Raw genomic sequence first — 26,063 nt, 5'->3', positions numbered from 1 at the left:
ATTATACCCTCATCCGCCACCTACGGCACGGATGACCTCGACCTGGTCGCCTCCGACCAGCCGGGTATACGCGTGCTGGCTGCGGGGTACCACGGTACCGTTGCGTTCCACGGCTACACGCTGATTGCTGAGACCCAAGGCGTCGAGCAGGGTAAGGATGTTGCTATTGTCGGGTAGGGTGTGGGCCGCCCCATTGACCTGAACCACGATTTCCTGTGCCATCCTCATTTTCTCCCGATCGTTACCAGCAAACGAGTGGTATGCCCGTAACCATACCACAGGAGGCCCTGCGAGACGCATGGTCGGGGAGAGAATAGGCAGGCAGGAACACAGCTCCGGATTTTTATGGAGGCTAGGCCCGGAATCGAACCGAGGTACACGGCTTTGCAGGCCGCTGCATAACCACTCTGCCACCCAGCCATAAAGAAAAAGGGAAAGAGATCTTTCCCTTGCGATTGGAGCGGGAAACGAGGCTCGAACTCGCGACCCCAACCTTGGCAAGGTTGTGCTCTACCACTGAGCTATTCCCGCAATGTGGGGCGAATCATACGTTGCGCCCTGCACCCTTGTCAACCGGCCCAGAGGCACCAGCCCAAAGGTCCTGGCCTAACTGCTGGTATGAAAATGGATCAGCAGGCTGATGTTGCCGACCAAGGGTACTGTTCGGTCATAGTCGACAACGATCTGCACTGGGGCATCACCGTTCTTGATAATGTGTATATCCTGCTGATTGATCTTGATCATCGCCACATTGAGCCGATCCTGCAGGTTATAGAGGATCTCTCCCGCAGATTCGGAAGGACTGGCATGACGCGCTTGATCCTGAAGAATGTTTTGTAGCGACATATTATCGTAGTAGAGCGGTCCCACTTTCACGACCAGCGCCACGATCACTGCCAAGACCACGATCCAAAAGATCGCCCCAATCAGACCGATACCAGCCTCACGATTCTGTATGCGCGACATCGCCATCTCTCTTCAGCACTGCTCAGCCGTTACTTAGGCGAAACCCCATTCCTTGCAAGCCACGGCTATCAATTGTTGGGTCCGTCCAGGGCCCGGCCGATCTGATTCCAGCGAACTGACCAGGTTTCTGCATCCCAGGAAAACCAAATGAACATTGCCTTACCCACAATATTGCGACGTGGAGTACAGCCCCAAAAGCGGCTGTCGTCACTGTTGTCACGGTCGTCACCCATCATGAAATAACAATTGGGCGGTACCTTGTAGGGACCAAAATCCATGTGCGCTTCCGGCGTATCAAACTCAATGATGTGGAAGGTATGCCCACCGATGGTCTGTTCGTATTCCTTGGTGGGAATGACCATACCGGCCTCGCCCTGCCCCTCAGGTCGGTAATTGAAGGTGCCGATATATTTCTGGGGAATCAATTTGCCATTGATATAGAGATCGTTCCCCTTGACTTCAATGGTGTCCCCCGGCAGTCCAATCACTCGTTTGATATAGTCGATACGCGGGTTTTTGGGAAAGCGAAAGACCATGATATCACCCGCCTGTACCGGGTTTCCCTGGGTCAGCTCGGTATGGATCAACGGTAGTCGCAGTCCCCAGGTAAATTTGTTTACCAGCAGAAAATCGCCTACCCGGATGGTGGGCAGCATGGAACCCGAGGGCACCTGAAAGGGTTCCACCAAAAACGCGCGGACCAGAAACACCACCAGCAAGACCGGAAAGAAACTGCGCGCATAATCCACCAGCAGCGGCACTTTTACATCGGCGGCACGGTGGCGGCGAAAAAAAAGGCGATCGATAAACCAGATCAGGCCCGTAGCCACAACGGCCAAAAATAATCCCAGAGTAAAATCCATGCCGCTTTCCTCGTGCTAGCGTACTGCGCTCAATTTCTTTTTTCGGTCTGCAAAATAGCCAAAAATGCCTCTTGCGGGATTTCCACCCGGCCTACCTGTTTCATCCGCTTTTTTCCCTCCTTCTGCTTTTCCAGGAGTTTGCGCTTGCGGGTGATGTCGCCGCCATAACATTTGGCCAGCACGTCCTTACGCATTGCCTTGACCGTTTCACGCGCAATGATCTTCGCACCGATCGCTGCCTGGATCGCTACCTCGAACATCTGTCGGGGAATGAGATCCTTCAATCGACTAGCGAGTTCCCGCCCGCGGCGTTCGGCAAAATCGCGATGCACGATCCAGGACAGGGCGTCGAGCTTTTCGCCATTGATGAGAATATCCATCTTGACCAGTGGGCCCGCCTGAAAACGCGAGAATTCATAGTCCATGGAGGCATAGCCGCGACTGACGGATTTGAGACGATCGAAGAAATCCAGCACCACCTCGTTCAGCGGCAACTCATAGCTCACCATCACCTGCCCACCCGTGAATTGCAGATTGACTTGTCGCCCGCGGCGCTCTTCACAAAGGGTGATCACCGGTCCCAGATATTTTTCCGGCACCAGGATATTCGAGCGTATCAATGGCTCGCGAATTTCGCGAATGCGGTTGGTCGGCGGCAGCTCCGCAGGATTGGACAGGTGCAGGATTTCGCCATCGGTCGTTTCTATTTCGTAGACCACCGTCGGCGCCGTGCTCAACAGATCGAGCTGGTACTCTCGCTCCAGGCGCTCCTGGATGATCTCCATGTGCAGCAGACCGAGAAAACCACAGCGGAATCCAAAGCCCAGGGCCTGGGAGGTCTCCGGCTCGAATTGTAATGCGGCGTCGTTCAGACGTAGTTTCTGCAAGGCCTCGCGAAAGCGCTCATAGTCGGCCGAGTCGATGGGATAGAGCCCGGTAAAGACCTGCGCCTGCACCTCACGAAAGCCGGGAAGCGGCGCCGGTGCAGGCCGGCTCGCGTCGGTCAGGGTATCCCCCACCCGCGCACCCTCGATGCTGCGAATGCCGGCGATGACAAAACCCACGGTACCCGTGTCCAGCGCCGACACATGCACCGGTTTGGGGGTAAATACGCCGGTCTTTTCGACGAGATATTCCTTTCCTCCGGCCATGGTGCGAATCTTCTGTCCGGGGCGCAAGCTCCCGTTCATCACCCGCACCAACACCACCGTACCGAGATAATTGTCGAACCAGGAATCGATGATCAGGGCCTGCAGCGGCGCTGCCGGGTCCCCCCGCGGCGCGGGGATATCCTGCACTACCTGCTCGAGAATCTCGCGAATGCCACGCCCGTCCTTGGCGCTGGCCAGAATGGCATTGGCCGCCGGCAAGCCAACGATTTCCTCGATTTCCCGCCGCACCCGATCTGGTTCCGCGGCCGGCAGATCGATCTTGTTGAGCACCGGGATAATTTCCAGGTCGTGTTCGAGAGCGGTGTAGCAGTTGGCCACACTCTGCGCCTCGACTCCCTGGGAGGCATCTACCACCAGCAGGGCGCCTTCACAGGCCGCCAGAGAACGACTGACCTCATAGGAAAAATCGACGTGCCCTGGGGTATCGATCAGGTGAAAGGTGTAATCCTGCCCATCGTCGGCACGGTACTGCAGACGCACGCTCTGCGCCTTGATGGTGATACCGCGCTCACGCTCGATGTCCATACTGTCCAGCACCTGATTGGCCATCTCGCGCTCGCTGAGGGCACCGCAGAGGCGGATGAACTGGTCTGCCAGGGTAGATTTGCCATGGTCGACATGGGCGATGATGGAAAAATTCCGGATTCTTTCTTGCTCTGAACTCATGCACCCTGATCTCAACAGAAAGGGGGGTGGCGGTTGGCCATCCCCCCGAGGACGTCCTGCGCCTTACTTGGGCAGGGACAGGACGACGTAGAAGTTCCCCTCGCGGCGATGCAGGAGCACTGGCACGGGCTGGCCGGCAGGCAAGCTGGCCACCAGTTTTTGCAATTGGGAGACGCTACTTACCGGTTGCTGCGCCACCTGCAGGATGACATCACCGGGGCGAATGCCGGCCAGTGCAGCGGGACCATTGGCAACACCCAGAACCAGCACACCCGAGGACACGCCGAGTTGCTGACGGGCGGCAGCGCTGAGCGGCCCCACCTGAATATGCATACGCTCGATGCTGCCCTTCTGCTCCGGCGCTTGCGCGGAATGCGGCGCACCGGCTTCCTCTGCCATATCGCCAGGCAGGCTTTCCACGGTGATCGGCAATGTCATCGCCTTACCGTCCCGAATGATCCCAACCTTGGCGATGTATCCCGCCGGCAAGGCGCCGACAAGCGGAGGCAACTGCGCCGAATTGTAAATCGGCTGACCGTTGAAGGAGACAATGACATCACCGGGTTTCAAGCCCGCCTTGGCTGCCGGGCCGTCCGGCTCCACCTGGGAGACCAGGGCCCCCATCGGTTCCTTCATATGGAAGGATTTGGCGAGATCCATGCTGACATCCTGCACCATCACGCCCAGCCAGCCAAAATGCACCTTCTGGTGAAGTTTGAGCTGCTTGACGGCGTCCATGGCAACGTTGATGGGTATGGAGAAGGATAGCCCCATGTAACCACCGCTGTTGGTGTAGATCTGGTCGTTGATGCCAATGACCTGACCCTTCATGTTGAACAGAGGGCCACCGGAATTACCCGGATTGATGGGAACGTCAGTCTGGATAAAGGGAATGTAGGGATCATCCGGCAACGGCCGCGAGGTCGCGCTGATCACCCCTTGGGTGACGCTATTCTCAAAGCCGAAGGGGGCACCTACTGCCAACACCCATTGCCCCACCTCCAAGCGACCAGAATCGCCGATCTGCACCGTCGGGAGATTTTTGGCATCGATTTTCAACAGAGCCACGTCGATCCGCGTGGAAAGGCCGACCAGTTTGGCCTGATATTGCTGATGATTGGTGAGGCTGACGATGATTTTCTGCGCGCCCCGGACCACATGCGCCGCAGTAACGATGTATCCATCCGGACTGACGATAAAGCCGGAACCAAGAGACTGCACCTGATATTTGTGTGCCGGCCCACTCGGCCCGACGAATGGCGCAAAAAACTGGTTGAGCGGCGAATTGGGCGGGAAAGGGGATTGTGGCCGCTGCGCTTCCTTGGTTTCGGTAGTGCTGATGTTTACTACGGCCGGGCCATACTGCTTCACGATGGGCGTGAAGTCTGGCAACGCCACCAGATTGGCCGAGTCGGCAAAGGCCAGCGACGGCGTCGCCGCCATGCCGCCAAGCGCCAAAGCCACCAGAAACGCACCGAAAGACCGCCGCAACCGCCGATGATTCCCTTGCACACAACCTCCCATAACCTGATCCCCAGGTCGATCACTGACCCTGAATTATTTGCTGAGCGCCGCCCCACGGCTGCGCCGCCGCGGACCCTGCACAATGACATTTTCTGGCATTGTTCAACTGGCTACAGAGGGTAGCCGGGAGCGCGGAGCTTGTCCAGACGGCGTTTTATCAATGCTGGTAAGTGTCGATTCCGGGATAGATTCCCTCTTCCGAGCGGAACTCGACGGGCAACAATCCGGCTGCGGGATATTCGGAAAAACTGCGATGACTCGATTGCGTCCAGCCGAGATAGCGCTCTGGTGCTGGCCGCCAGATCCGCTGGATATCGCGCTGAATGGTGTCATCCGCATGCAAGAGGGGGCCTGATGTCACCGAGAAACGCACCGGACGCAGGGCAAACGGTTGCCCCGACACGGCAACGACAGCGCTGGGGGACGATGCCGATACCGACGAAGAAGTCGGGCTTCCGCTTTGCCAGGGGGCCAGAACGAAGAGCGAGGCCGACAGCAGCGTGACCGCGGCTACCGAGGACCAACCCCATTTCTGCGCGGCGCTGCGCCGGATGCGCTGATCCTGAGGCAATTCGGCAGCGATGGCCTGCTGCACCCGAGCGGCAAAGTCCGCGCTGGCCAGCACGGCGCCCACTCGCCCCTGCTGCAACAGAAAGGATACCCGATACTGCGTTTCCCACGCGTCGCGCAGGACAGGCTCCTGCTCCAGGCGCGCCGCCATTCGCCGCGCCGACAAGGTGCCTAGTTCACCATCCATGAACGCCATCAAGGCCGATTTCGTTTCATCGTTCATGACTACTCTGCTCCAACAAAGGCGCCAATACCTTGGCAATTGCCTCACGCGCCCGAAAAATTCGGGAGCGCACCGTCCCCACCGGACAATCCATCACTTGCGCGATCTCATCGTAGCTCAGGCCCTCCAACTCCCGCAGGCTCACCGCTTCCCGCAAATCCGCTGGCAATGCCTTGAGCGCAGCATCAATGTGCTGCGCGATTTCCTTGGTAAGCAGCAAACCTTCCGGGGTATCGTACTCTCTTAGTCCATCGGCACTATCGAATTGTTCCGCTTCGTCGGTATCCACATCGGCAATGCTGACTTTGCGCCCCTGCGCAACGAGATGATTTTTGGCGGTATTGACGGCAATCCGATAGAGCCACGTGTAAAAGGCGCTATCACCCCGAAAATTGTGCAGGGCACGATAGGCCTTCACAAACGCTTCCTGCGCCACGTCTTCTGCCTCTTCGGGCTGACGCACAAAGCGCCCGATCAGGGCCACCACCTTGTGCTGGTATTTTCGTACCAACAGGTCAAATGCCTGCCGTTCGCCCTTTTGCACGCGTTGTACCAGGAGGAGATCGGTCTGGGCCCCGCCATCCTTGGCACTATCGGCGGCTTGCCCTGACGTCTTGCTCATTCGCCGTTTCCTTTTTGCATGATTCTGCTGGCCTGTGCCACCCGCAAAAGGGGCCTTCCTTTCACCGGTGCAGTTCTCATCGTATCATGAGCACCCCATCTTTGCGCTAGAACAGCAACGCCCGCGAACATGCCTGATACAGACTTTCTCATCATTGGTGCCGGCAGCGCCGGGCTCGCCTGCGCCCTGGAACTTGCAGCACTGGGACGGGTCACCGTGCTCAGCAAGGGGCCGCTGGAGGTATCGGCGAGCGACTGGGCGCAGGGTGGCATCGCCGCGGTACTGCCGGATGGCGATGACAGTGTCGCCCAACACGCGGCCGATACGGAGCGGGCGGGCGCCGGTCTGTGCGAGCCCGCGCGCGTACAGGACATCCTGAGCGCGGCACCGGACGCCATCGGCCGTCTGCTGCGCTGGGGCGTTGCCTTTGATCGCCAGGGGGAGCAGTGGCAACTGACCCGCGAGGGAGGCCATCAGACCCGCCGGGTTCTGCATCGCGCCGATCATACGGGACGCGCCATTACCCGTGCCCTGCTCCACTGCGCCGCGGCCGATGCCAGAATCCATCTGCGCCCCAACACCCTGGTCGCTGCCCTGCAGCAAGACGATACGCGGATCCGTGGCGTGTGGCTGCGCTGCGGCGATGGCCCCTGGGAGAGCTTGCAGGCCCGCGCCGTCATCCTCGCCACCGGGGGCCTGGGACAGGTCTATCGTCATACCAGCAACCCCAATATCGCCACCGGCGATGGCATTGCGTTGGCTTGGCGGGCCGGCGCCGCAATCCGCGATCTGGAATTCGTGCAATTCCATCCCACCACGCTGTACAGCCCCGGCGAACCGGCCTTCCTGTTGAGCGAAGCCTTGCGCGGGGAGGGTGCCGTGCTTCGCCTGCCCAATGGCGAACGCTTTATGGATCAATACGATGCACGCGGCGAACTCGCCCCGCGGGACGTGGTCAGTCGGGCAATCATCCAGGAAATGCAGCAACATAGGCTCCCCTATGTAGAGCTGGACATCCGTCATGCCCCGGCGCAGCTCATTGTCGAGCATTTTCCCACCATTACCGCGCACTGCCTTGCCCGCGGTCTAGATCCGCGCAGCAACACTCTGCCCGTGGTCCCGGCAGCGCACTATAGTTGTGGTGGCATCAGCGTTGATGCGGCCGGACGCACCGGGTTGCCAGGCCTCTATGCCATCGGCGAAGTCGCCAGTACCGGCTTGCATGGCGCCAACCGCCTGGCCAGCAACTCTTTGCTGGAATGTGTCGTGACTGCCCATGAAGTCTTCCAGGATCTCGCCGGGGGCCCTGCCCTGCCCGACCTGCCTCGCGCAGAAGGCAAGGCACCCAAGGCAATGCCGCCCCTGGCCGCTGGAGAATTGGCACAACGACGCCAGACCCTGCAAGGATTGCTCTGGGAGAAGGTGGGTATTCTCCGCGATCAACGCGGCATGGCGGCGGCCCTGGCGCAATTGCAGGATTGGGCAGCGGAAACGCCCTGGCCCGCGCAACAGCTACCCAACTCGCAAGCGGACTTGGAGTGGTACAGTTTATTGCACAGTGCCTTACTGATTACCCGCGGGGCCATGCAGCGGCACGAGTCTCGCGGTTGTCACTTTGACCAAGATTTCCCGGAGCTGCGGGAGCCGCCGCGGCATCTGAATCAGCGCTGCGACTGGTCGCAGCCGCAGACCAGTACCGCCGGGCATACAGGCGCCAGCGCCGCCAGTTGCGCTCCCCCGGACGAAAGACAGCCATGACGATCTCTCGTTTACCGTCCTCCGCCTGCACCGGCAGGAGCAGAAAGCGATAAGCATAGACTCCGCCCGCGAGCACGCGACCCGTGCGGCGCTCACCATTTTGCAGCCGCAGAGAGATTTGCCCATCGCCCTGCTGCAGCAGCAGCCGTGGCAGAAAGCCTTGTCGCCGGCGGGACCAGGGACAACGCCAAAGAAGCCAGGCGCTGGACAATGCAAGGACCAACACGGCAGCACGCCAGTCCAGCAAAAGGGTCAGAAGGCCCGCAAGCACAGCAACAAGGCAAGGAAGCAGGTAGAGCAGCCACTGCCCGCTGCGCGACCCCAGGCGCAGGCCCGGCAGAGATTGGTCGGGGCCCGCCGCCGCGCTATCATGATTGGCGTTCACTGATTCCTTTCCGGAGACCATGCCCATGGCTGACATCCAATACGCTCCCTTGACCGGCACCCTGGGAGCCCTTCACATTCATGGCCCTGATGCGGAAAAATTTCTGCAGGGCCAATTCTCCAACGATCTTCTGCAGTTGCCAAGCGGTGCGGGACAGTGGAGCAGTTACAGCACGGCCAAGGGCCGGATGATCGCCAACTTTTTTCTGCAGCGGGAGGAGTCTGGCTTCTATATGTTTCTTGCCGCAGACCTGGCCGATGAAGTCAGCCAGCGGCTGCGCAAGTTCCGGTTGATGGCCAAGGCCGAGATCGAAGTCTGCGCAGAGTCGGTCTGGGGTATCTGGGGCGCCGACCTGCAGAGGGAAGAAGTACACACAAAACCAGCGGGCGAAGACGCTCCCTCTCCTATCCTTGCAACTCTTCCCTGGTCAAAGCCGGCGGCACTGCTTCTGGCACAAGACAGCGACCAGCTCCAGCGGACTGGCGCACAGGAATGCAGCGCCAATGACTGGTGGGCAGAAGCGATCCGTGCGGGGACGGCCTTCATCACCCGCGCCACGACGGAACAGGTCATCCCACAAGAACTGAATCTGGAGGTACTGGGCGGGATCAATTTCAAAAAGGGCTGCTACCCGGGGCAGGAGATCGTGGCTCGTTCACACTATCTGGGCGCGCTGAAACGCCAGTGCTACCTACTGTATGGGCCGGCAGAAATGCAGGCCGGCCAACAGATTTTTGCCCCCAGCATGGGAGAACAGGCGGTCGGTGTGGTCATCAATGTGGCAAAGGAAGATACTGCGAGCATCGCCCTCGTGGTACTGCGCGCTGCCAATGACCAGGAGCCATTGCACCTGGGACAAGAGGATGGCCCAGTACTGCAGATCGGCACCCTGCCCTATCCACTGCCCCTTTCTCAGCAGGAAAAATAGCGCCAGATGTGGGGTCTGATCACCGGTGTTGTCAGTTATTTTCCGTTTGCCTGGTATAGCCATCGTTACCTCGATGATCACGGCATGCCGCCCGGATTCAGCCGCAGGCTATTGGTATTCATCGTCGCCAGCGTGCTGTCGACTGGCCTTGGCTATGGGGTGTCGCGCCTGACCAGCAGCCCGCAGCACCTGCAGGCAGAATCACAAATGCAAAAGAAAACGATGCAGCTCCTCGGCAGTACCCTGCATTGTGTGAACGAGCCGAGCAATCCCCAATGTCAGCAGAACGCTGCAGAAGCACACCAGCTTCTACAGCAAATGCTGAGCACTGAAACGGGTAAGCAACGACAAGGCTGAATCAGGAATCGATGAGGGTGCCGCCAAGCTGGGCGAAGCGGTGCAGAAGACTGTCGGGCCGGGCGAGCAACTCCGCGTAGCTCCCGCTCTCCTGTACCCGCCCTTCGGCCATAACATAGATACGATCCATATCCTCCAAGCCCAACAGGCGGTGGGTGATGTAGATCACTGTCCGCCCCTGCATCAGACGGCGTAAATCTTGCAAAAATTTCGCCTCGGTGAGCGCATCGAGCCCTTCACTCGGTTCGTCGAGAATCAGAATGGGACTGTTCTTGAGGACGGTACGGGCAATGGCAATACGCCGCGCCTGTCCGCCAGAGAGATTCACGCCGCCCTCGCCGACGATGTTGTCCAGACCCTGCGGCAAGCCCTCCACAAACTCGGCCAGCTGCGCCTGACGCAATGCCGCCCAGAGTTCTTCCTCTTCCGCATCACCCTTGGCCAGCAGCAGGTTATCGCGGATGGTACTGTGAAAGAGATGGCTGCGCTGCGACAGCAAGGCAAAGTATTGGCGCAACTGATCGCCGGGATAGTCACGCAGTTCCTGACCGCCCAGCCGCGCCGAGCCCGCCTGATAGTCATAAAAACGCAGCAGCAGATTGGCGATACTGCTCTTGCCCGCTCCCGTAGCCCCGAGAATAGCAATCCGCTCCCCCTGGCGAACCTGCAGGTCGAGGCTCCGCAGGGCGTCTTCGGGGGCCTCGGGGTAGCGCAGGTGCAGGTCGTGAATCTCGATATCGAAGTTGGCAGGTTCGGGCAATGGTTTTGGCGCGTCGGGGAAGAGCGGTTCCTGGTCGGCAATCTCGAAGATGCGCCTGGCCGCGGCCCGCGTCTGCCCGAGAAACTGGAAGGCCAGAGGCAGCGCCAACACCGCCTCGAAGGCGGCCATTGTGCCCAGGGCAAACATGGGCAACTGCGCTGGCGGTAGGGAGTGCCTTGCCACCAGAGGAATCGCGAGCAGCAAAATCACCCAGAGGGTAAGATTGGCCATGAAACTCATGCCTGCCGTGCCGATTCCGGCCACCCCGGCAAGGCGCCGCTGCCGCTCCAGCAGCGCTGCGTTCTCTTGTAAAAGCTGCTCCTGGACACGCCCGGCGGCATTGGCCGTCAGGATCTCCCCCATGCCCTGCAGGGCGTCGACGATCTGGGTGCGCATCTCCGCCTGGATGCGGGTGATCTCGGCACTGCTGCGCGCGCCGAGTCGCTCGCTGAGCAGTGGCAGCAACAGGCCGGTGAGTGCCAGCAGCACAAAGAGCGCGAGACCGATCGACCAGACATAGAGGGCAAAAAAGCCGGCCATGAGAAGGGTTGCCAGTCCTGCCACCAGGAAGGGCGTGAATACCCGCAGATAGAAATTGTTGAGGGTGTCGATATCGGCGACCAAGCGCGAGAGCAGGTCGCCAGAGCGGAACCCTTGCAGCCCTGCCGGGGCCAGCGGCTCGATACGGGTGTAGAACCAGACGCGCAGCCTGGAAAGCAGGCGAAAGGTGGCCTCGTGGGTGACAATACGCTCCAGCCAGCGGGAAAGGACGCGAGTGGTGGCAAAGGCTCGTACGCCAGCGGCCGGCAAAAAGAAATTGTACTGGTTGAGGGTGGCCCAGCCCCCCAGTCCGGCCAGGGCGGCACTGGCCAGAAACCAACCAGACAAGGTCATCAGGCCAAAGTTGGCGAGAATGGTCAGCAGACTCAGCAGAGCGCCGCCGAGCATCCACCAGCGGTAAGGCGCAAAGAGGCGCAACAAACGCCAAAGATCACGATTATTGGCCATGACGCCCCCGATAAGCATCCACCAAACGCGCATAGGCCCCGCCCTGCGCCAGCAACTCCTGGTGGCTTCCGGTTTCGACCACGCGTCCCGCATCGATAACGATGATGCGCTCGGCGCGCTGCGCCGTGGCCAAACGGTGGGCGATGACGATTACGGTGCGTCCCTGCCGCAGTTTTTCCAATGAATCGAGAAAGAGAGATTCGCTTTCCATGTCCAGATTGGCCGTGGCCTCATCCATCAGGAGCAGGCGGGGATTTTTGAGAAAGGCACGGGCCAGGGCGATACGCTGAATCTGCCCGCCCGACAGACCCTGTCCAAGATCGCCAATGCGCGTGTCCCAGGATTGCGGCAGACGCTCGATGAATTCCAGAGCATGGGCGTCCTGCGCCGCCTGGCGCAATTCGGCATCCGTTGCCTGTGGCTTCACCAGGCGGAGATTGTCGGCGATGCTGCCGTAAAAAAGGCGCGGGCTTTGGGGGATCCAGGCCAGTTGCGCATGCCAGGCATTGCGATCGATGCCGCGCAGGTCCTGGCCATCAACCAGAATCGTCCCGGTATCGGGCTGCACAAAACCGAGAATGGCATTCGCTACGGTACTCTTGCCGGCGCCACTCGCGCCAACAATGGCGGTGTAACTACCAGCAGGAAAGCTGGCGGTACAGCCAGCCAAGGCTTCGGCGTCTTCCGGAGCATAGCGGAAATGCAGATCCCGCAACTCGATCGTCAGCGGCGTTGACGACGCCGCCAATTCCTGCCCGCTATTAGTCGCTGTTGGCGCCGGAGCATCGAGAATTTCGAAGATGCGTTTGGCTGCGGCAATCGCGCTCATACGCGCATGGTAATGGGTAGACAGGCCGCGCAGGGGCGCAAAAAACTCTGGCGCCAGCAGCAATACAAAGAACGACGCGTAAAAATCTACGGAGGCATGCACCTGCAGCAGGCGCGCCCCCAGAGATACCGCGACCAGGGCAATCGAAAGACTGGCGAAGAACTCCAGCACTGCCGAGGTCAAAAAAGCCACTCGCAGGCCAGCCATGGTGCTGCGGCGGTAGTTTTCGGAGATGTGGGCGACGATCTCGATCTCGTCCTTGGCCCGTCCGAAGATCTTGAGGGTGGTCAGACCCTGCAGGGTATCGAGAAAATGGGCACTCATCAGCAGCATCTGACGCCACTGCCGCTGGTTGATAGCTTCTGCGGCATAACCGACCAGGACCATGAAGAAGGGGATCAATGGACCACTGATCAGCAGAATCAGACCACTGATCCAGTCTACTGGAAAGACGAATACGAGAATGGCCACGGGGACCAGACTCACCAGAGCCATCTGCGGCAGATAGCGGGAAAAATACGGTTCCAGCGCCTCGATGCCTTCCATCAGGGTACTCGCGATGTCGCCTGCCCGCTCCCCTGCCAGCGCCACTGGCCCGCGACGAAAGAGGTGCTGCAGGAGTTCTTGCCGCAGTTGCGTCTTGATGCTGGCGCTGGCACGAAAGGCAACGATCTCTGCTGCCCAGGACAGCCCCGCGCGCAGCACGAAAAGACCCAGCAAGGCGGCCAAAAATCCGGATACCGCCGCCATCCCCAAACCATGAAATGACACGTCGTTGACGATGTGGGCCAGTATCCAGGCCTGGAGAATGATCAGTAAGCCAGCTACAAGGCCGAGACCAATGGCAAAGTAGAGCGCGCCTCGAGCCCCTTTGCCGGTCTTCATCAGTCGCTGATCGATGCGCTCCGCTTTAGCCACGGTCTCTATTTGCCTTTCTGTATTTGCACGGCCGAAAGTATAGCATGGATGAGAATTCCCTGATGAACTATGCCAGGAACAGGGTCAAGACGCCGGTATAGCCATAGATACGGTCGTGGTAGATCTCACCATTGGCAAAGAATCCCACCAGCGGCACCTCGCCGAGCACCGCGCTGATCTGCTGCAACTCCGCAGAATTGGCACCGAAGAGATTTTCTCCACGTCCCAGGCAGGATACATAGATCGCTCCGCGAAGGACACGCTCTGCCGTCAATCTACGCAAATCCGTGAGCATGCGCTGCAGATCCGCCACAGCACTGTCGCCATCGCGTTTGCAAAACAGCAGTTCGCCCCCCGTCTCGACGTACTCACCAATAGCTACCAGGCCGTGCTGCTCATCCACTCCCACCAGGTTTCGCACCAGGTAGTCACCACGATCCGAGCCGGGCAATGGAAGAGCAGCAAAAATGAAACCAGCAGCGCGACGAATATCGCGCGCCAGGACCTCGCCAACCTCCTCGTAGAGAACCTCCAAGGCCGGACGCCGATCCAGGGTAGCGACGATGTTACGCTCCGCCTCCTGAATCCGGTGTACTGGACCAATGGGCGTGACCCCCTGACTCAAGCCGGTGCGGATCGCTACGTCGTCAGAAAACGCCACGCCACTCAAGCCACCATGGAGAGCACGCCCGGCAATCTGCGCCCCCTGTTGCCGCGAGCTAGTTACCCCGCCCATCACAAAGCCCGTACTGCAACGTGCCGCCAAATGCCGCACCTGCTCAGGCAAGTCCTGGCTGTGGGCGTCACCATGCACAATAGCCAAGGCCGCCGGACGACCATCGTCCAACTGCAATTCCCCACTACCATAGGCATCCATGCCGGCAAACAGGCGATATTCCGTTTTGGGAATATCGGTAAACAGCAGGGCCAGCGCAGGAACATCGAGGTATTCATGATTGGTGGCCGCGACGCCAATTCCCACCGAGCCGACCCAATCCTGGACGCCGGTGGATTGCTGCAGCGCGGCCAAAATTTCCGGCAGCGCCGCTTCATAGGCCTCGTTGACATACAAAAACCCCAGGGTACTGGGGAATGACCTCCAATCGCAGCTATCCAGGGCCTGCTGCAAAGCGTCGGACCACTGCTCTGCGGCGGCATGGCCATAAGGGAATGGAATATTCATGAGCTGCGTTCTGATCCTGCGCCGAAAACCGATATTGTACGGGGCCGACCGGCAAGGGGCAAAAGAAGCACCTCACCCTCTGCTGAAACTCTATCGCACCGGAGCGTAGCAGCCGAATTTTGAACGAGATGCACGAGACTGTGCGTGGGCTTATCGATGTACATGGTATGCATTCTGGGCGCATTGAAGCCGCTCAGCCACATACCCCGCACAATCACCAGCTTGAGCGGTTCTTTGGAGTGCGAGCATGCTTAGCCACCTATACCTGGCTCAGCCAGACGCTTGTTGCGTACTTGCCGCTTCTTGCCCAATTGTACAGGCAGACTTTAGGAGATGAGACCTATGAAGCTCAGGAACATCGCCGCGCTTGGTTTCGGGCTCTCGCTTGGGATGCATGCGTATGCGGATGACATCCATTCTCCTACCCCGTCAGGATTTGCATACTCTGGCCAACAAATCCTGGACAGACTTCAGGTCGACCTAGCACATCCTGCCAGATACACCGGGATGTTCACAGGTCCAACGCATGCGGGCCGCGTTGCGTCGGTGACCCACTGCCGCAGAAATGGGCCGTCGGCTACTGCGGCGTTCTACACTTGCGACCTGGTTGGGGTACCCGTTGGCACGACCGCAAATATCCAGATGTCAATTTTTCATTCAAAGGTGATGTCGGTAATGCTTTCGGTTGAAAATAACAACCCGAAGTATGCTGACACGAGCGCCGTTGCTGCGATGTTGCTCGAAGGGGCCGTGGTGCAAGCCACGGATCCGCTTGCCTTGAAAACCGGCCTGTCTAATCGCACTCATGAGAATCTGATCATGGATGAGCTGAGCGCGGGGCCGTCATTGGATTTGCGCAAGGATGCGAGAGATGACGGTCTCACCTTTGAGCAGCGAATAATCGCAGGGGACTTGGTTCTGGACGTTCACCCTACTGGCGGGGCCTAATTTTGCGCCGCATGATACAAGAACTTTATCTAAGCACCAGAGCCCGCGACCCGTCACCGCGACGGCGGTGGGCTGCCTAGTTTTCTCCCTGATGCTTACATAGCGCTTACATGAAAAAGCAAAGACACCTAGGAGACCATCCTAACCGCCTGTTTTTATTGGTGGGCCCACTAGGACTCGAACCTAGGACCAAGGGATTATGAGTCCCCTGCTCTAACCGACTGAGCTATAGGCCCAATGCTGTGCGCTCCTCGCCGGAGGGGCGCACAAAAACATCAGTTGAGGATGGTAACTTCACCATCCACAAAACTTTTGAGGCGATCGGAGCGCGAGGGATGGCGCAGCTTGCGCAGGGCCTTGGCCTCGATCTGCCGAATACGCTCTCGCGTGACGTCGAACTGCTTACCGACTTCTTCCAGCGTGTGGTCGGTATTCATGCCGATGCCAAAACGCATCCGCAATACCTTTGCCTCGCGCGGAGTGAGGCCGTTGTCGAGAAGCTCTTCCACCACTTCCCGAATGGCTGCATGGATTGCGGAATCCGTTGGTGCCGGGACATTGCGATCTTCGATGAAGTCACCAAGGTGCGAATCTTCATCATCCCCAATCGGGGTCTCCATGGAAATGGGCTCCTTGGCGATCTTGAGCACCTTGCGGATCTTGTCTTCCGGCATTTCCATGCGCTCGGCAAGCTCTTCCGGGCTCGGCTCACGCCCCATTTCCTGCAACATCTGGCGACTGATGCGGTTCAGCTTATTGATGGTCTCGATCATGTGCACCGGGATGCGGATGGTGCGCGCCTGATCGGCAATCGAACGGGTGATCGCCTGGCGAATCCACCAAGTCGCATAGGTAGAAAACTTGTAGCCGCGACGATACTCGAACTTATCGACGGCCTTCATCAGACCGATGTTGCCTTCCTGAATCAGATCGAGAAACTGCAAACCACGGTTGGTGTACTTCTTGGCAATGGAAATGACCAGACGCAGGTTGGCCTCGACCATCTCCTTCTTGGCCCGGCGGGCCTTGGCCTCACCAATGGACATCAGCCGACTGGCCTCTTTGATTTCGGCAATAGGCAAGCCGGCCCGATCCTCGATGTTGCCCATGCGCTGCATAACGGCAAGGATGTCCTCCCGCATGGCCTGCAACTTGGTGGAGAAGCCCTTACCCAGAGCAATCTGCTCATCGAGCCAGGTGGGATCGCTCTCTCGTCCAGGGAAACTCCGCACGAAGTCCTTGCGCGGGTATCCGGCACGTTCGATGCACAGATGCATGACCCTGCGCTCGGCTTGCCGCACCTCTTCGGTGAGGGCGCGCAAGGCGTCGGCCATGAGGTCGATCTGCCGCACATTGAGCTTGATCTCCAGAAAGCGCGCCGCCAGCACCTGACGTTGCTCCTGATATTCGGCACTGCGCCCTGCACCTTTTGCTCGCAACGCCATCAATACTTCGTAATCGGCACGAATCGCAGCAAAGCGCTCCAGGGCTTCTTCCATCTGCGGTCCTTTGTCTGCCGCAGACAAGCCACCGTCCTCTTCGTCCTCGTCATCCTGCTCGTCGGCGCTCTCGTCACCGGCCTCCAGACGGAGGTCTTCGTCTTCGGCCTCGGCGCTTTCTTCGATGGCATTGGGGTCAATGAAGGAATCGACGACTTCATCGAGGCGCAGCTCCCCACGTTCCACCCGTTCCGCTGCCTCCAGAAGCAAAGCGATCGTGGTGGGACAGGTGGATACCGCACGTAACACCTGAAGAAGTCCATCTTCGATGCGGCGGGCGATTTCGATCTCGCCTTCGCGGGTGAGAAGTTCGACACTGCCCATCTCGCGCATGTACATGCGCACGGGATCGCTGGTACGGCCAATGTCGGCCTCCACCACCGCCAGGGCTTCTTCCGCCGCCTCTTCCACTTCCTGCGAGGCGATAACCGCCCCGCCCTCACTATCGCCGAGGAGGAGGCCATCATCTTCCGGGGCTTCTTCAAAAACCTCGATCCCCATGTCGTTGATCATGGAAATGACGTTTTCCATCTGCTCCGGATCGAAGATTTCCTCCGGCAGGAGATCGTTGATCTCGCGATAGGTCAGATATCCCTGCTCTTTGCCCCGTGCAATCAGGGCCTTGAGTTCGGAACGCTGGGATTCTGCATCCAAAGAAGTTTCGTTGTCTGTCATAGAGGATCCAACGGCACGCATAGCCGTCCATTATAGAAAAAAACCAAGGAAGATGAAAAGATGCCAGGCATGGTTTCCTAGCTCCTCGCGGTCTTCATCCCGCGTTTCTGCTGTAAATGTTGCCGCAGCTCTGCGCGCTCCTCGGGGCTCAGGGCACCAATTCCGGCGCGATCGCCGAGCCTGCCAAGCGAGAGGCTGCGCAGACGCCGCAATTCTGCATTCGCTCGCGCCAACGTTTTGTCAATTTCTAACTCCTCTGCCACCTCCGCCTCGCTATCACCCGCCATTGCCAGGGCCAAATAGCGCTCACCATCGGGTTCCTCGGCCAATGCCAGACATAACGCCTGGCTACTTAGATGTGGGATACTGGCAGAAATTTCAAGGGCGCGAGCGAGGGCGGCAAGCTCTGCGCGCTCACCGGCAAAACGCTGCAACAGCGCACGATCGAGGGCAGCCCAGGCAGGCGCCGCCGGATTGCGCAGAAAAAGGGCAAGGCAGCGGGCCCACTCACCGCGCCAACTCGTCGGCTTGCGGACCCGCAACGGCGAACCGCCCCCGGCAGCCACCGGCGGTACATCGGACACCAGTTGCAAGCGCTGCCGATAGACCTCGCGCAGATCTGGGTCGGCGAGCTTGTCGAGGAAAGCACGGGCCTGGTGTCGGTACTGCGCCAACTCATCTCCCTGCCGCAGATCATATTCCGTCGCCAGAAATTCCAGAAAGACATCGACTGCAGGCCGGGCACCGGCAAGCAGCTGGGTAAAGACCTCGGCACCTTGATGTCGCAGGAGAGAATCCGGATCTTCCCCCTCGGGCAGAAAGAGTACCCGCAGCAAACGACCGGGGCGCAGATGCGTCGGGCTGAGGGCCACGGCTCGCTGCGCTGCGGCTCGGCCAGCACGATCCCCATCAAAACAGAGAATCACTTCGCTGCTGGCACGAAACAGGGTCTCCAACTGGGTTTCACCGAGCGCTGTGCCACTCGCCGCCACGGCATTATCAATTCCCGCCTGGTGCAGGGTAATGACATCCAGGTAGCCCTCGACCAGGAGCACCTTCCCGGTGCGACGAATCCCTGCGCGTGCGCGATCCAGGGCAAACAGGACTTGCGCTTTGTGGTAGAGCGGGGTCTCGGGGGAATTGAGATACTTGGGTTCGCGACCGTCGATACTGCGTCCGGCCAGACCACAAAGGCGCCCACGGCCATCGCGAATGGCAAAGATGACGCGGCCACGGAAACGCTCATAGAGCCGCCCATCATCAGCCCTCCCCAAAATACCGGCGTCGACCAGCAGCTCGCGATCCTCTGGCGATTTTCCCAACTGTCCCAGGATGCGCTGCCCCTCCGGCGCGTAGCCAAGGCCAAAGTCCGCGATAGTCTGGGCGCTTACTCCACGCGATTGCCAGTACTGCTGCGCCTGGGGTGCCTGCGCCAGAGCCTGCCGATACACTTCCAGACTCCGCTCCAACATATCCCGCAAAGCCGGTAGACGCCGGTCTGGCTCTACCGCCTGCTGGTCCCTTGGCAACTCTATGCCAGCCTGATCGGCAAGCATTTCCAACGCCTCCGGGAAACTGAGGCGCTCGTAGGCCATGAGAAAATCGAGGGCATTGCCGTGTTCGTGACAGCCAAAGCAGTAATAAATCTGCTTGTCGGAACTGACCGAAAAGGATGCGGTTTTTTCGTGATGAAAAGGACAACAGGCCCAATAATCCTTGCCTTTTTTCTTGAGAGGGACGCGGGCATCGATCAGGCGGACCAGATCGGTGCGCTCGATGACACTGTCGATGACTTGCCGGGCGTAACGGGCCATGTTTCAGCGTAGTTCCAATTCCGACACGCCGCCACCGCCATGCTCGGGGCGCGCCATACGCCATGCCACTACCCGCGGATCCTGCTCGGCAAATTCGCGTACCAGTTCGGCCAGGACGCCGTTGCCCTTGCCATGCAGTACTTCCACCTGACTGCGTCCGGCCGCTACTGCGGCGTCGAGATGGCGTAACAAGGCCGCTTCGGCAACATCACGCCGTTGACCGCGGAGATCGAGGCGCCAGGGATGCTCCTCCGGCGCAACATACTGGCTACGCCCCTGTTCTTTCGGCAGGGCAAGTTTGTCGTCCGGCTGGAACTGCTGCAGAGGAATCCACAACTGCTTGCCGCGCAGATCGACCTGAAGGCGCTGCCCGCTTGCGTCCAGACGCCGTACCTCCACCACCTGCCGCAGCGGCAGGAACAGACCACGGGTTCCCGGAGCCGGCAGCGCTGGCGCTTGCGAAGCTGGCGAAGCAAGCTGCTGGTCGAGTCGATCGAGAGTAACCGTTGCCGCCTGGGTATCGCGCCCTTGCTTGAGCCCGGCAATGGCGGCGCGCACCTGCGCCCGCGCTTCGGCAAGCATTTTCTGCCATTCCTGACGCGCCTCGTCCTCCGCGCGTAAACGCAGGGCCGCTGCCTTTTCTACCTCTCTGCGCAATTGCGCACGCAAACGATCCTGCTCCTCGGCGGCCGCCTGCGCCCGGGCCGCCTGCTCTTCAGCGGCGCGCAGCAGGGCGTCACGACGGTCCTCCCAACTTTCCCAATGTTCCTGTTCGCCAGCGTGAATTGCGTCCGCCAGGGCCATGACCTGATCTGGTAGACCGATCTTGCGCGCGATCAGCAGGCCCTGACTCGCACCGGCACGCCCCAACTGCAGGCGATAGGTCGGCCGCAGCTGCTCGATGTCAAAACCCATGCCACCCAGGAGCACTCCGTCCTCGCGCAAGGCATAGCGCTTGAGCACTGCCATATGACTGGTAAGTATGGTGACCACGCCACGGTCGCGCAGACTGGCGGCCACGGCTTGTGCCAACGCCGCACCCTCGCGCGGATCGGTGCCATTACCCAGTTCGTCCAGGAGTATCAGGCTGTTCGAGCTCGCCTGCGCAAGAAGGTCGCGCACCTGCCTTATCTGCCCGGAAAAACTGGAGAGATCGGCCTGCAGGTCCTGGGCATCGCCAATAACGGCATAGAGGGAAGAAAAATATCCCAGCTCACCCTCCGCCGGGATGGGCAAGCCGAGATAGCCTGCCAGATGCACCAGCCCGACCGCCTTGAGCAAGGCACTCTTGCCGCCGGTATTGGGCCCAGTAATCAGAAGCTGCTTGGCTTCGCTACCCAGCGCGAGGTCGTTGGCCACAACCGCGCTGCCGTGCCGCAGGACCAGGAGGGGATGACGCAGGGCGCGCAGACAAAAGGACGGCGAGTCGCGCAGCAGCGGGATCGTTCCGTCCCAGACCGCACCCAGCTCCAGCCCGGCGCGGACCGCCTCCAGGCGCCCCATGCGTTGGAGAGCGAGCTGCAGCCGCTGCGCCTCGCTCCCCAGCAGGGTGGTGAGGGAGCGCAGGATACGCTCCTCTTCCTGACGCTGTGCCGCCTCTGATTCGACCAGCAGATTATTCTGCTCTACCACCGCCAGCGGTTCGATGAAGAGCGTCTCACCGCTCGCCGAGCGGTCGTGCACAATGCCGCGCAAACGTCCCTTGAAGTTGGCCTTGACCGGCAAAAGAAAACGTCCGCCGCGTTGCACTACATGCGGATCCTGCCAGATGTCCCGCCGCTCCCGTTCCTGCAGCAACCCCTTGAGCTGCTGTTGCACCTGCGCGCGCTGTATCCGCAGCTGTTGACGAAGCCGTGCAAGTTCCGGACTGGCGCTATCCAGCAATACGCCATCCACATCGAGTCCGCTCTGGAGCCGACCGAGAAGAACGCCATTCGGTACCAGGAGTTCCGCGTCGCTGCTGAGAACATCCTCTGCAACCGTCAGAAAACGGGCATACTCCGCCGCCAGTTCAAGGACCCGGCGCACCCGCACCAGTTCCATCCCGGTGAGGACGGCGGCGGGACGACTGGCGAGCAGGACAAGATCCGTGATATCCGGAAGTTCCGCGACCGGCATCTCCGGTCCATCAGCAAGCCGCCGCTGCAAGGCCGCGCTGCGCTCCAGACGCTGGCGGACTTCTTGCGCAGAGACCGCGGGATTTAGGCTCGAGACATAGCGCCTGGCATAGATGTGGGCGCAGCGGTCGAGCCAGTGCTGACGAAGGCGAGGTAACTCCAGGGCGTTCTGCGCTGCCAGCCGCAGCGCGTCGGGACTCCCGGGCGCAGCGATCCCCGACTCCATATTCAGGCGCTGAGCTGTGCCTTGACCTTTTCGGAAAGGACCGCCATATCGACGCGGCCCTGTACCTGTGGGCGCAAGATACCGAGTACTTTGCCCATGTCGCGTGGCCCCTGGGCAGCGCTCTCGGTGACCGCGGCGCGGATCAGCGCATCGATTTCGGCATCACTGAGGGCTGCAGGCAGGTAAGGTTGCAAAAAGACAATCTCGGCCTCTTCCTTCTCTGCCAGTTCGGGACGGCCGCCTTCCCGAAACTGCCGCGCAGATTCCTTGCGCTGCTTGATGAGTTTTTCGACCACCGTCAGGACATCGACGTCGCTCTGTTCCCGACGCTCGTCGACTTCCCGTTGTTTGATAGCGGCAAGCAGCATGCGAATGGTCCCGAGGCGCTCCGTATCTCGGGCGCGCATCGCCGCCTTCATGTCTTCCTGAATCTGCTCGCGCAGGGACATCAGTACATCCGCACCAAACGCATCTGCTGGCGCCGCATCCGCTTGAGAGACCGCTTGCGCGCTGCCGCGGCCTTGCGCTTGCGCTCTTCGGTGGGCTTTTCGTAAAACTCACGACGACGAACTTCCGTCAGCACACCGGCTTTCTCGCAAGAGCGCTTGAATCGGCGCAGGGCAACTTCGAAGGGTTCATTTTCTTTGACGCGAATGGTTGGCATGAAAAGCTGGTCCTCTCCAAAAAGGCTGGTCTAGAGGCGCAGAAGGATACCCGCTCGTAGATGATGAGTCAAAACATCGCCGCAGATTCATTACTATCATCCAAAGCGCAACACACTATTGTTACAGGCGCAACAGTTTCTTGACATGACTACGCCAGAGGTTCCTAATACACCGTGAAAGAAACTTCGTCGAATTAGGATATTAGCTGACAATGTTGAACTCGGTTCTACAGGATCGGTAACCCTCTCGGAGATTGTATGCCAAAGACCCACAGCGCGAAGAAAACTGCATCGAAGTTTGCCCCGGAGATACCGGATCTGCCCCAAGCGGCAGCGCCGGAAATCCCGGTGGACACCATCGCCGAGTCCGGCCCATTTCTCAGTGCGCAGCAGGAGGCCAGCCTGATCCAGCGGCTGCGCCGAGGCGATGACAGCGCCCGCGCATCGCTCATCGCCGCACACATGCCGCTGGTCCGCTCCATTGCCCGCAGCTACCGGAACAAGGGTCTCAGCCAAGAGGATCTTTTTCAGGAAGGCTACATGGGTCTGATGCGGGCCGCCGAACGTTATCGGGAGGGCCTCGGTACGCGTTTTTCCAGTTATGCTACCTGGTGGATTCGCGAAGCCATGCAACGGGCCCTGATTCGCTCGCGCTTCATTCGCCTCCCTGATTATCTAGCAAAATCGCTGCATGCTCACACGCAAAGGGAAGACGAAAGCGCTTTGAGCAGCAGCGATGAGATTCGGCAAAAACGCGTTGAGGCCCTGGGCGTGCGCGAGAGTACCGTGCGCGCCCTGGAATTTGCCGATATCCGGGTTTCCTCTCTCGACGAGGAAAACGCAGGAAGGTTTCCACCGGATCGATCAGATCATGGGGTGATGGCCTCCCCCTGTCAGGAATACGACCGCGAATCCTGCGCGCGAGCCCTTCGCGGATTCTTGTCGGAGCTCAATGCCAAGCAGCGCGAGGTGATGATCTATCGCTTTGGCCTACACGGTGACAGCCCGATGACCCTGGAAGCAGTGGCCGAACGCCTTGGCGTCAGCCGCGAAGCAGTGCGCCAGTTGCAGGTCCGCGCTCTCGGGAAGTTGCGGCAATTGCTCGTAGATAGCGGCTGGGAAGACGAGACGCCCTAAGCAACGCGCTGCTGCATTTCCGCCAGCAGCTTCCGTAGCGCTTGCCCGCGATGACTACAGGCTTGTTTCTCTTGCAGCGATAATTGCGCTGCGCTGCGCCCCGCTACGCCACGGGGCAGAAAGATGGGATCGTAACCAAAGCCCCCCTCCCCTTGCATCCTGGCGGCAATCTCTCCCTGCCAGATGCCGCGAGCAAAGAGCGGATCAGGATCTTCTGGGCCGCGCAACAACACCATCACGCACAAAAAATACGCATCGCGCTGCCTGGCGCTCAGGTGCTGCATGCGTTGCAGTAGTAATTCGTTATTCTCCCGATCGGAGGCGCTATCGCCAGCAAAGCGGGCAGAGCGTACTCCGGGCGCACCATCGAGCGCCGGAACACAGAGCCCCGAATCCTCGGCAAGCACCCAGTGATTGCAGTGTTGGGCAGCGTGCCGTGCCTTGCACAAGGAATTTTCCAGGAAAGTCGATGCTGTTTCTTCCGGACTCTCGATCTGCAACTGTTCCAGGTCGAGCAGGTGCAAACCGAGGGCCGCAAAGGCCGGCTCCAGCTCCCGCCGTTTGCCGGCGTTGCGGGACGCCAGTACTAGCGTGCCGGTACCGACCAAGCGGGAAACACCTGTTGCTGGAAGGCAATGATTTCGTCAATCCCCTTGCGCCCGAGAAGCAGCATATCCGCCATCTGCCCAGCAGAAAACGGGTCTCCCTCGGCGGTACCCTGCAATTCGACAAAGTGTCCGGTATCGGTCATGACCAGATTCAGATCGACCTCGGCCGAGCTGTCTTCCGCATAGTCGAGATCGAGCACGGGATCTCCCGCCACGATACCCACGGATACCGCAGCTATCCAATGACGCCAGGGATTGCTGGTCAGGACGCCGCGCTGCAAGAGACCGTCGATGGCCTCGGCCAAGGCAAGGCAGGCGCCCGTGATGCTGGCAGTGCGGGTGCCACCATCGGCCTGCAGGACATCACAGTCCAGCCAGATCGTGCGCTCTCCCAGAGCCTTGAGATCGATTGCTGCGCGCAGGCTACGGCCAATGAGTCGCTGAATTTCATGAGTGCGCCCGCCAATCTTGCCCTTGGCGGCCTCTCGGGAAATGCGGGTATGCGTCGCCCGCGGGAGCATGCTGTATTCTGCGGTAATCCAGCCCTGCCCGGAACCGCGCAGAAACGGCGCGGTTTTTTCTTCGACGGTCGCCGTACACAAGACACGAGTATCGCCAAAACCGATCAGTACAGAACCCTCAGCATGCTTGGTGTAGCCTCTTTCCGCATGCAATGGGCGTAATTCATCGCCGGCGCGACCAGAATGACGCATAGCTTCTCCCTCAGAAATGGTAAACCAGATTCACCGCGGTGAGCGTATTGAGTTCCTTGTAGCCGACGGACACCTGGGTATTGTAAGTCGCCAGAAAAGAAAAGCGCATGCCCAGAGCACCCACCAGGGGAGTATTCAGCCCCAGAAGTGACTGGTAGGTGTTGGCACCTCCATCCACCAGCACCGCCTCCAGATCCTCGGTCAAAACCGCACCCTTACTGATCTGCCAGCGATATTTGGCGGCAAGCTGGGCAATGGGATTGATGACAGCGGCATAGCCGATGCGATGCGACTCCCGGGCACCCACACCGGCCTGCAGGGCCAGCCGCATGTTCTCGTCTGGATATAGATAATGACCAATACCAGCAAATTCATCGACGCGATAAAAATAGCCGTCAAAATGGTTGCGCACGTAATCCAGCGTGCCAAATGCGTAGGTATTTTTTCGCCAACGGTATTTGGTACTGTTGCCCACGGCCAGACGATCGGCAGACACCTCGCCACTGTTGCGGGCGTAATTGTAAGCGAGGGAAGTATCGTTGGACCACGGCCCCCGCAGCCAATTCAGGGCATCTTCCGTATTGATGCTGAGAGCTTGACTGGTACCGGTACTGTTGCTGAATCCCAGGCCAACGTTGCCGCTGAATCCCTGCGGCTGCGACGCTGATGCTGCCCAGGCCGACGCTGATGTACTCAAGACCGATATCGATAGAACCGACAGCGCAATTTTCCGCAAGATTCCCCCCGCCTGGCCAAATACCAAAAGCACCCTAGCATGTTTGGCGCGAGATACCAAAAGAACCTTGTTTTGGCGCTCCCAAGGGGGTTCGAACCCCTGTTACCGACGTGAGAGGCCGGTGTCCTAGGCCACTAGACGATGGGAGCGATGGCCTCAGATTCAAGAGGCGCAAAAGATACACCATCACCAGG

The 26,063-nt window shown here is 59.7% G+C and carries 24 protein-coding genes, 4 tRNA genes and 1 pseudogene; 6 read left to right on the top strand and 23 right to left on the bottom strand.

Annotation, left to right across the window (positions count from 1 at the left end; translation table 11 throughout):
• Positions 1–9 precede the first annotated feature (9 nt).
• The 9 genes from thiS to rpoE form a co-directional block, all read right to left on the bottom strand.
• Positions 10–222 carry a sulfur carrier protein ThiS gene (thiS, locus tag MQE22_RS05060; RefSeq protein ID WP_226827572.1) on the bottom strand — a complete coding sequence of 71 codons (213 nt, stop codon included), beginning with the start codon at positions 220–222 and terminating at the stop codon, positions 10–12.
• Positions 223–346: 124 nt separating this feature from the next.
• Positions 347–420 (bottom strand) — tRNA-Cys (locus MQE22_RS05055).
• A 36-nt stretch (positions 421–456) separates the two neighbouring features.
• Positions 457–531, bottom strand: a tRNA-Gly gene (locus MQE22_RS05050).
• A gap of 75 nt (positions 532–606) precedes the next feature.
• Positions 607–966 (bottom strand): DUF4845 domain-containing protein, encoded by a 360-nt coding sequence (locus tag MQE22_RS05045; RefSeq protein WP_226827574.1) that lies wholly within the window; start codon positions 964–966, stop codon positions 607–609.
• Between the two features lie 68 nt (positions 967–1,034).
• Positions 1,035–1,829 (bottom strand): signal peptidase I, encoded by a 795-nt coding sequence (gene lepB, locus MQE22_RS05040; protein WP_215871888.1) that lies wholly within the window; start codon positions 1,827–1,829, stop codon positions 1,035–1,037.
• Positions 1,830–1,858: 29 nt separating this feature from the next.
• Positions 1,859–3,667: a translation elongation factor 4 gene (gene lepA / locus MQE22_RS05035; protein ID WP_215871889.1), complete on the bottom strand. Its 1,809-nt coding sequence runs from the start codon at positions 3,665–3,667 to the stop codon at positions 1,859–1,861.
• Positions 3,668–3,730: 63 nt separating this feature from the next.
• Positions 3,731–5,191: a DegQ family serine endoprotease gene (locus MQE22_RS05030; RefSeq protein ID WP_215871890.1), complete on the bottom strand. Its 1,461-nt coding sequence runs from the start codon at positions 5,189–5,191 to the stop codon at positions 3,731–3,733.
• A gap of 157 nt (positions 5,192–5,348) precedes the next feature.
• Positions 5,349–5,984 carry a sigma-E factor negative regulatory protein gene (locus MQE22_RS05025; protein ID WP_215871891.1) on the bottom strand — a complete coding sequence of 212 codons (636 nt, stop codon included), beginning with the start codon at positions 5,982–5,984 and terminating at the stop codon, positions 5,349–5,351.
• Entirely contained in the window at positions 5,974–6,606 is a 633-nt protein-coding gene (gene rpoE / locus MQE22_RS05020) for an RNA polymerase sigma factor RpoE (protein ID WP_215871892.1), read from the bottom strand. The genes MQE22_RS05025 and rpoE overlap by 11 nt, the downstream gene beginning before the upstream one ends.
• 129 nt (positions 6,607–6,735) lie before the next feature.
• Between rpoE and nadB the strand changes: the two genes are divergently transcribed.
• The 4 genes from nadB to MQE22_RS05000 all read left to right on the top strand — a co-directional run bounded on the left by nadB (position 6,736) and on the right by MQE22_RS05000 (position 10,034).
• Positions 6,736–8,364, top strand: coding sequence for an L-aspartate oxidase (nadB, locus tag MQE22_RS05015; protein WP_215871893.1), 1,629 nt, complete (start codon positions 6,736–6,738; stop codon positions 8,362–8,364).
• A gap of 118 nt (positions 8,365–8,482) precedes the next feature.
• Positions 8,483–8,752: a hypothetical protein gene (locus MQE22_RS05010; protein WP_215871894.1), complete on the top strand. Its 270-nt coding sequence runs from the start codon at positions 8,483–8,485 to the stop codon at positions 8,750–8,752.
• A 22-nt stretch (positions 8,753–8,774) separates the two neighbouring features.
• Entirely contained in the window at positions 8,775–9,677 is a 903-nt protein-coding gene (gene ygfZ / locus MQE22_RS05005; RefSeq protein WP_226827576.1) for a CAF17-like 4Fe-4S cluster assembly/insertion protein YgfZ, read from the top strand.
• Positions 9,678–9,683: 6 nt separating this feature from the next.
• Positions 9,684–10,034: a hypothetical protein gene (locus tag MQE22_RS05000; protein WP_215871896.1), complete on the top strand. Its 351-nt coding sequence runs from the start codon at positions 9,684–9,686 to the stop codon at positions 10,032–10,034.
• 1 nt (position 10,035) lies between these two features.
• Here MQE22_RS05000 and cydC read toward each other — a convergent pair whose 3' ends face one another.
• The 4 genes and pseudogenes from cydC to MQE22_RS13815 form a co-directional block, all read right to left on the bottom strand.
• Entirely contained in the window at positions 10,036–11,802 is a 1,767-nt protein-coding gene (gene cydC / locus MQE22_RS04995; protein ID WP_215871897.1) for a thiol reductant ABC exporter subunit CydC, read from the bottom strand.
• On the bottom strand, positions 11,792–13,516 hold the full coding sequence (gene cydD / locus MQE22_RS04990; protein WP_215872028.1) for a thiol reductant ABC exporter subunit CydD: 1,725 nt from the start codon (positions 13,514–13,516) through the stop codon (positions 11,792–11,794). Before cydD ends, cydC begins: the two co-directional genes overlap by 11 nt.
• Positions 13,517–13,616: 100 nt before the next feature.
• Positions 13,617–14,732, bottom strand: a complete 1,116-nt coding sequence (locus MQE22_RS04985; RefSeq protein ID WP_215871898.1) for an FIST signal transduction protein — start codon at positions 14,730–14,732, stop codon at positions 13,617–13,619.
• A pseudogene (locus MQE22_RS13815) lies at positions 14,729–14,956 on the bottom strand (hypothetical protein); the annotation flags it as partial. The gene MQE22_RS04985 and the pseudogene MQE22_RS13815, both read right to left, overlap by 4 nt.
• Positions 14,957–15,074: 118 nt before the next feature.
• Here MQE22_RS13815 and MQE22_RS04980 point away from each other — a divergent pair.
• On the top strand, positions 15,075–15,680 hold the full coding sequence (locus tag MQE22_RS04980; protein ID WP_215871899.1) for a hypothetical protein: 606 nt from the start codon (positions 15,075–15,077) through the stop codon (positions 15,678–15,680).
• A gap of 159 nt (positions 15,681–15,839) precedes the next feature.
• Here MQE22_RS04980 and MQE22_RS04975 read toward each other — a convergent pair.
• The 6 genes from MQE22_RS04975 to rpsU all read right to left on the bottom strand — a co-directional run bounded on the left by MQE22_RS04975 (position 15,840) and on the right by rpsU (position 22,675).
• Positions 15,840–15,916 (bottom strand) — tRNA-Ile (locus tag MQE22_RS04975).
• A gap of 39 nt (positions 15,917–15,955) precedes the next feature.
• Positions 15,956–17,854 carry an RNA polymerase sigma factor RpoD gene (rpoD, locus tag MQE22_RS04970; RefSeq protein WP_255790201.1) on the bottom strand — a complete coding sequence of 633 codons (1,899 nt, stop codon included), beginning with the start codon at positions 17,852–17,854 and terminating at the stop codon, positions 15,956–15,958.
• 77 nt (positions 17,855–17,931) lie between these two features.
• Positions 17,932–19,668, bottom strand: coding sequence for a DNA primase (gene dnaG, locus MQE22_RS04965; protein ID WP_255790200.1), 1,737 nt, complete (start codon positions 19,666–19,668; stop codon positions 17,932–17,934).
• Between the two features lie 3 nt (positions 19,669–19,671).
• Positions 19,672–22,011, bottom strand: coding sequence for an endonuclease MutS2 (locus MQE22_RS04960; protein ID WP_255790199.1), 2,340 nt, complete (start codon positions 22,009–22,011; stop codon positions 19,672–19,674).
• Positions 22,012–22,013: 2 nt separating this feature from the next.
• Complete coding sequence (locus tag MQE22_RS04955; protein ID WP_255790198.1) at positions 22,014–22,460, bottom strand: GatB/YqeY domain-containing protein; 447 nt, start codon at positions 22,458–22,460, stop codon at positions 22,014–22,016.
• Entirely contained in the window at positions 22,460–22,675 is a 216-nt protein-coding gene (gene rpsU / locus MQE22_RS04950; RefSeq protein ID WP_215871904.1) for a 30S ribosomal protein S21, read from the bottom strand. The genes MQE22_RS04955 and rpsU overlap by 1 nt, the downstream gene beginning before the upstream one ends.
• A 258-nt stretch (positions 22,676–22,933) precedes the next feature.
• Between rpsU and MQE22_RS04945 the strand changes: the two genes are divergently transcribed.
• Positions 22,934–23,812, top strand: coding sequence for a sigma-70 family RNA polymerase sigma factor (locus tag MQE22_RS04945; protein ID WP_255790197.1), 879 nt, complete (start codon positions 22,934–22,936; stop codon positions 23,810–23,812).
• Here the strand turns inward: MQE22_RS04945 and rdgB are convergent.
• From rdgB to MQE22_RS04925, 4 genes are all read right to left on the bottom strand, one after another.
• Positions 23,809–24,420, bottom strand: coding sequence for an RdgB/HAM1 family non-canonical purine NTP pyrophosphatase (rdgB, locus tag MQE22_RS04940; RefSeq protein ID WP_255790196.1), 612 nt, complete (start codon positions 24,418–24,420; stop codon positions 23,809–23,811). The two genes, MQE22_RS04945 and rdgB, sit on opposite strands and share 4 nt — an antisense overlap.
• Positions 24,399–25,133, bottom strand: coding sequence for a ribonuclease PH (gene rph / locus MQE22_RS04935; RefSeq protein ID WP_255790195.1), 735 nt, complete (start codon positions 25,131–25,133; stop codon positions 24,399–24,401). Before rph ends, rdgB begins: the two co-directional genes overlap by 22 nt.
• A gap of 10 nt (positions 25,134–25,143) precedes the next feature.
• Positions 25,144–25,830, bottom strand: a complete 687-nt coding sequence (locus MQE22_RS04930) for a DUF481 domain-containing protein (RefSeq protein ID WP_255790193.1) — start codon at positions 25,828–25,830, stop codon at positions 25,144–25,146.
• Positions 25,831–25,942: 112 nt separating this feature from the next.
• Positions 25,943–26,018, bottom strand: a tRNA-Glu gene (locus MQE22_RS04925).
• Positions 26,019–26,063 lie beyond the last annotated feature (45 nt).

The sequence above is a fragment of the Acidithiobacillus sp. YTS05 genome (genome assembly GCF_024396695.1).
GTDB lineage: Bacteria > Pseudomonadota > Gammaproteobacteria > Acidithiobacillales > Acidithiobacillaceae > Igneacidithiobacillus > Igneacidithiobacillus copahuensis.
The sequence above is the reverse complement of the archived record's forward strand: the minus strand, read 5'-3'. Positions and strand labels throughout refer to the sequence as shown.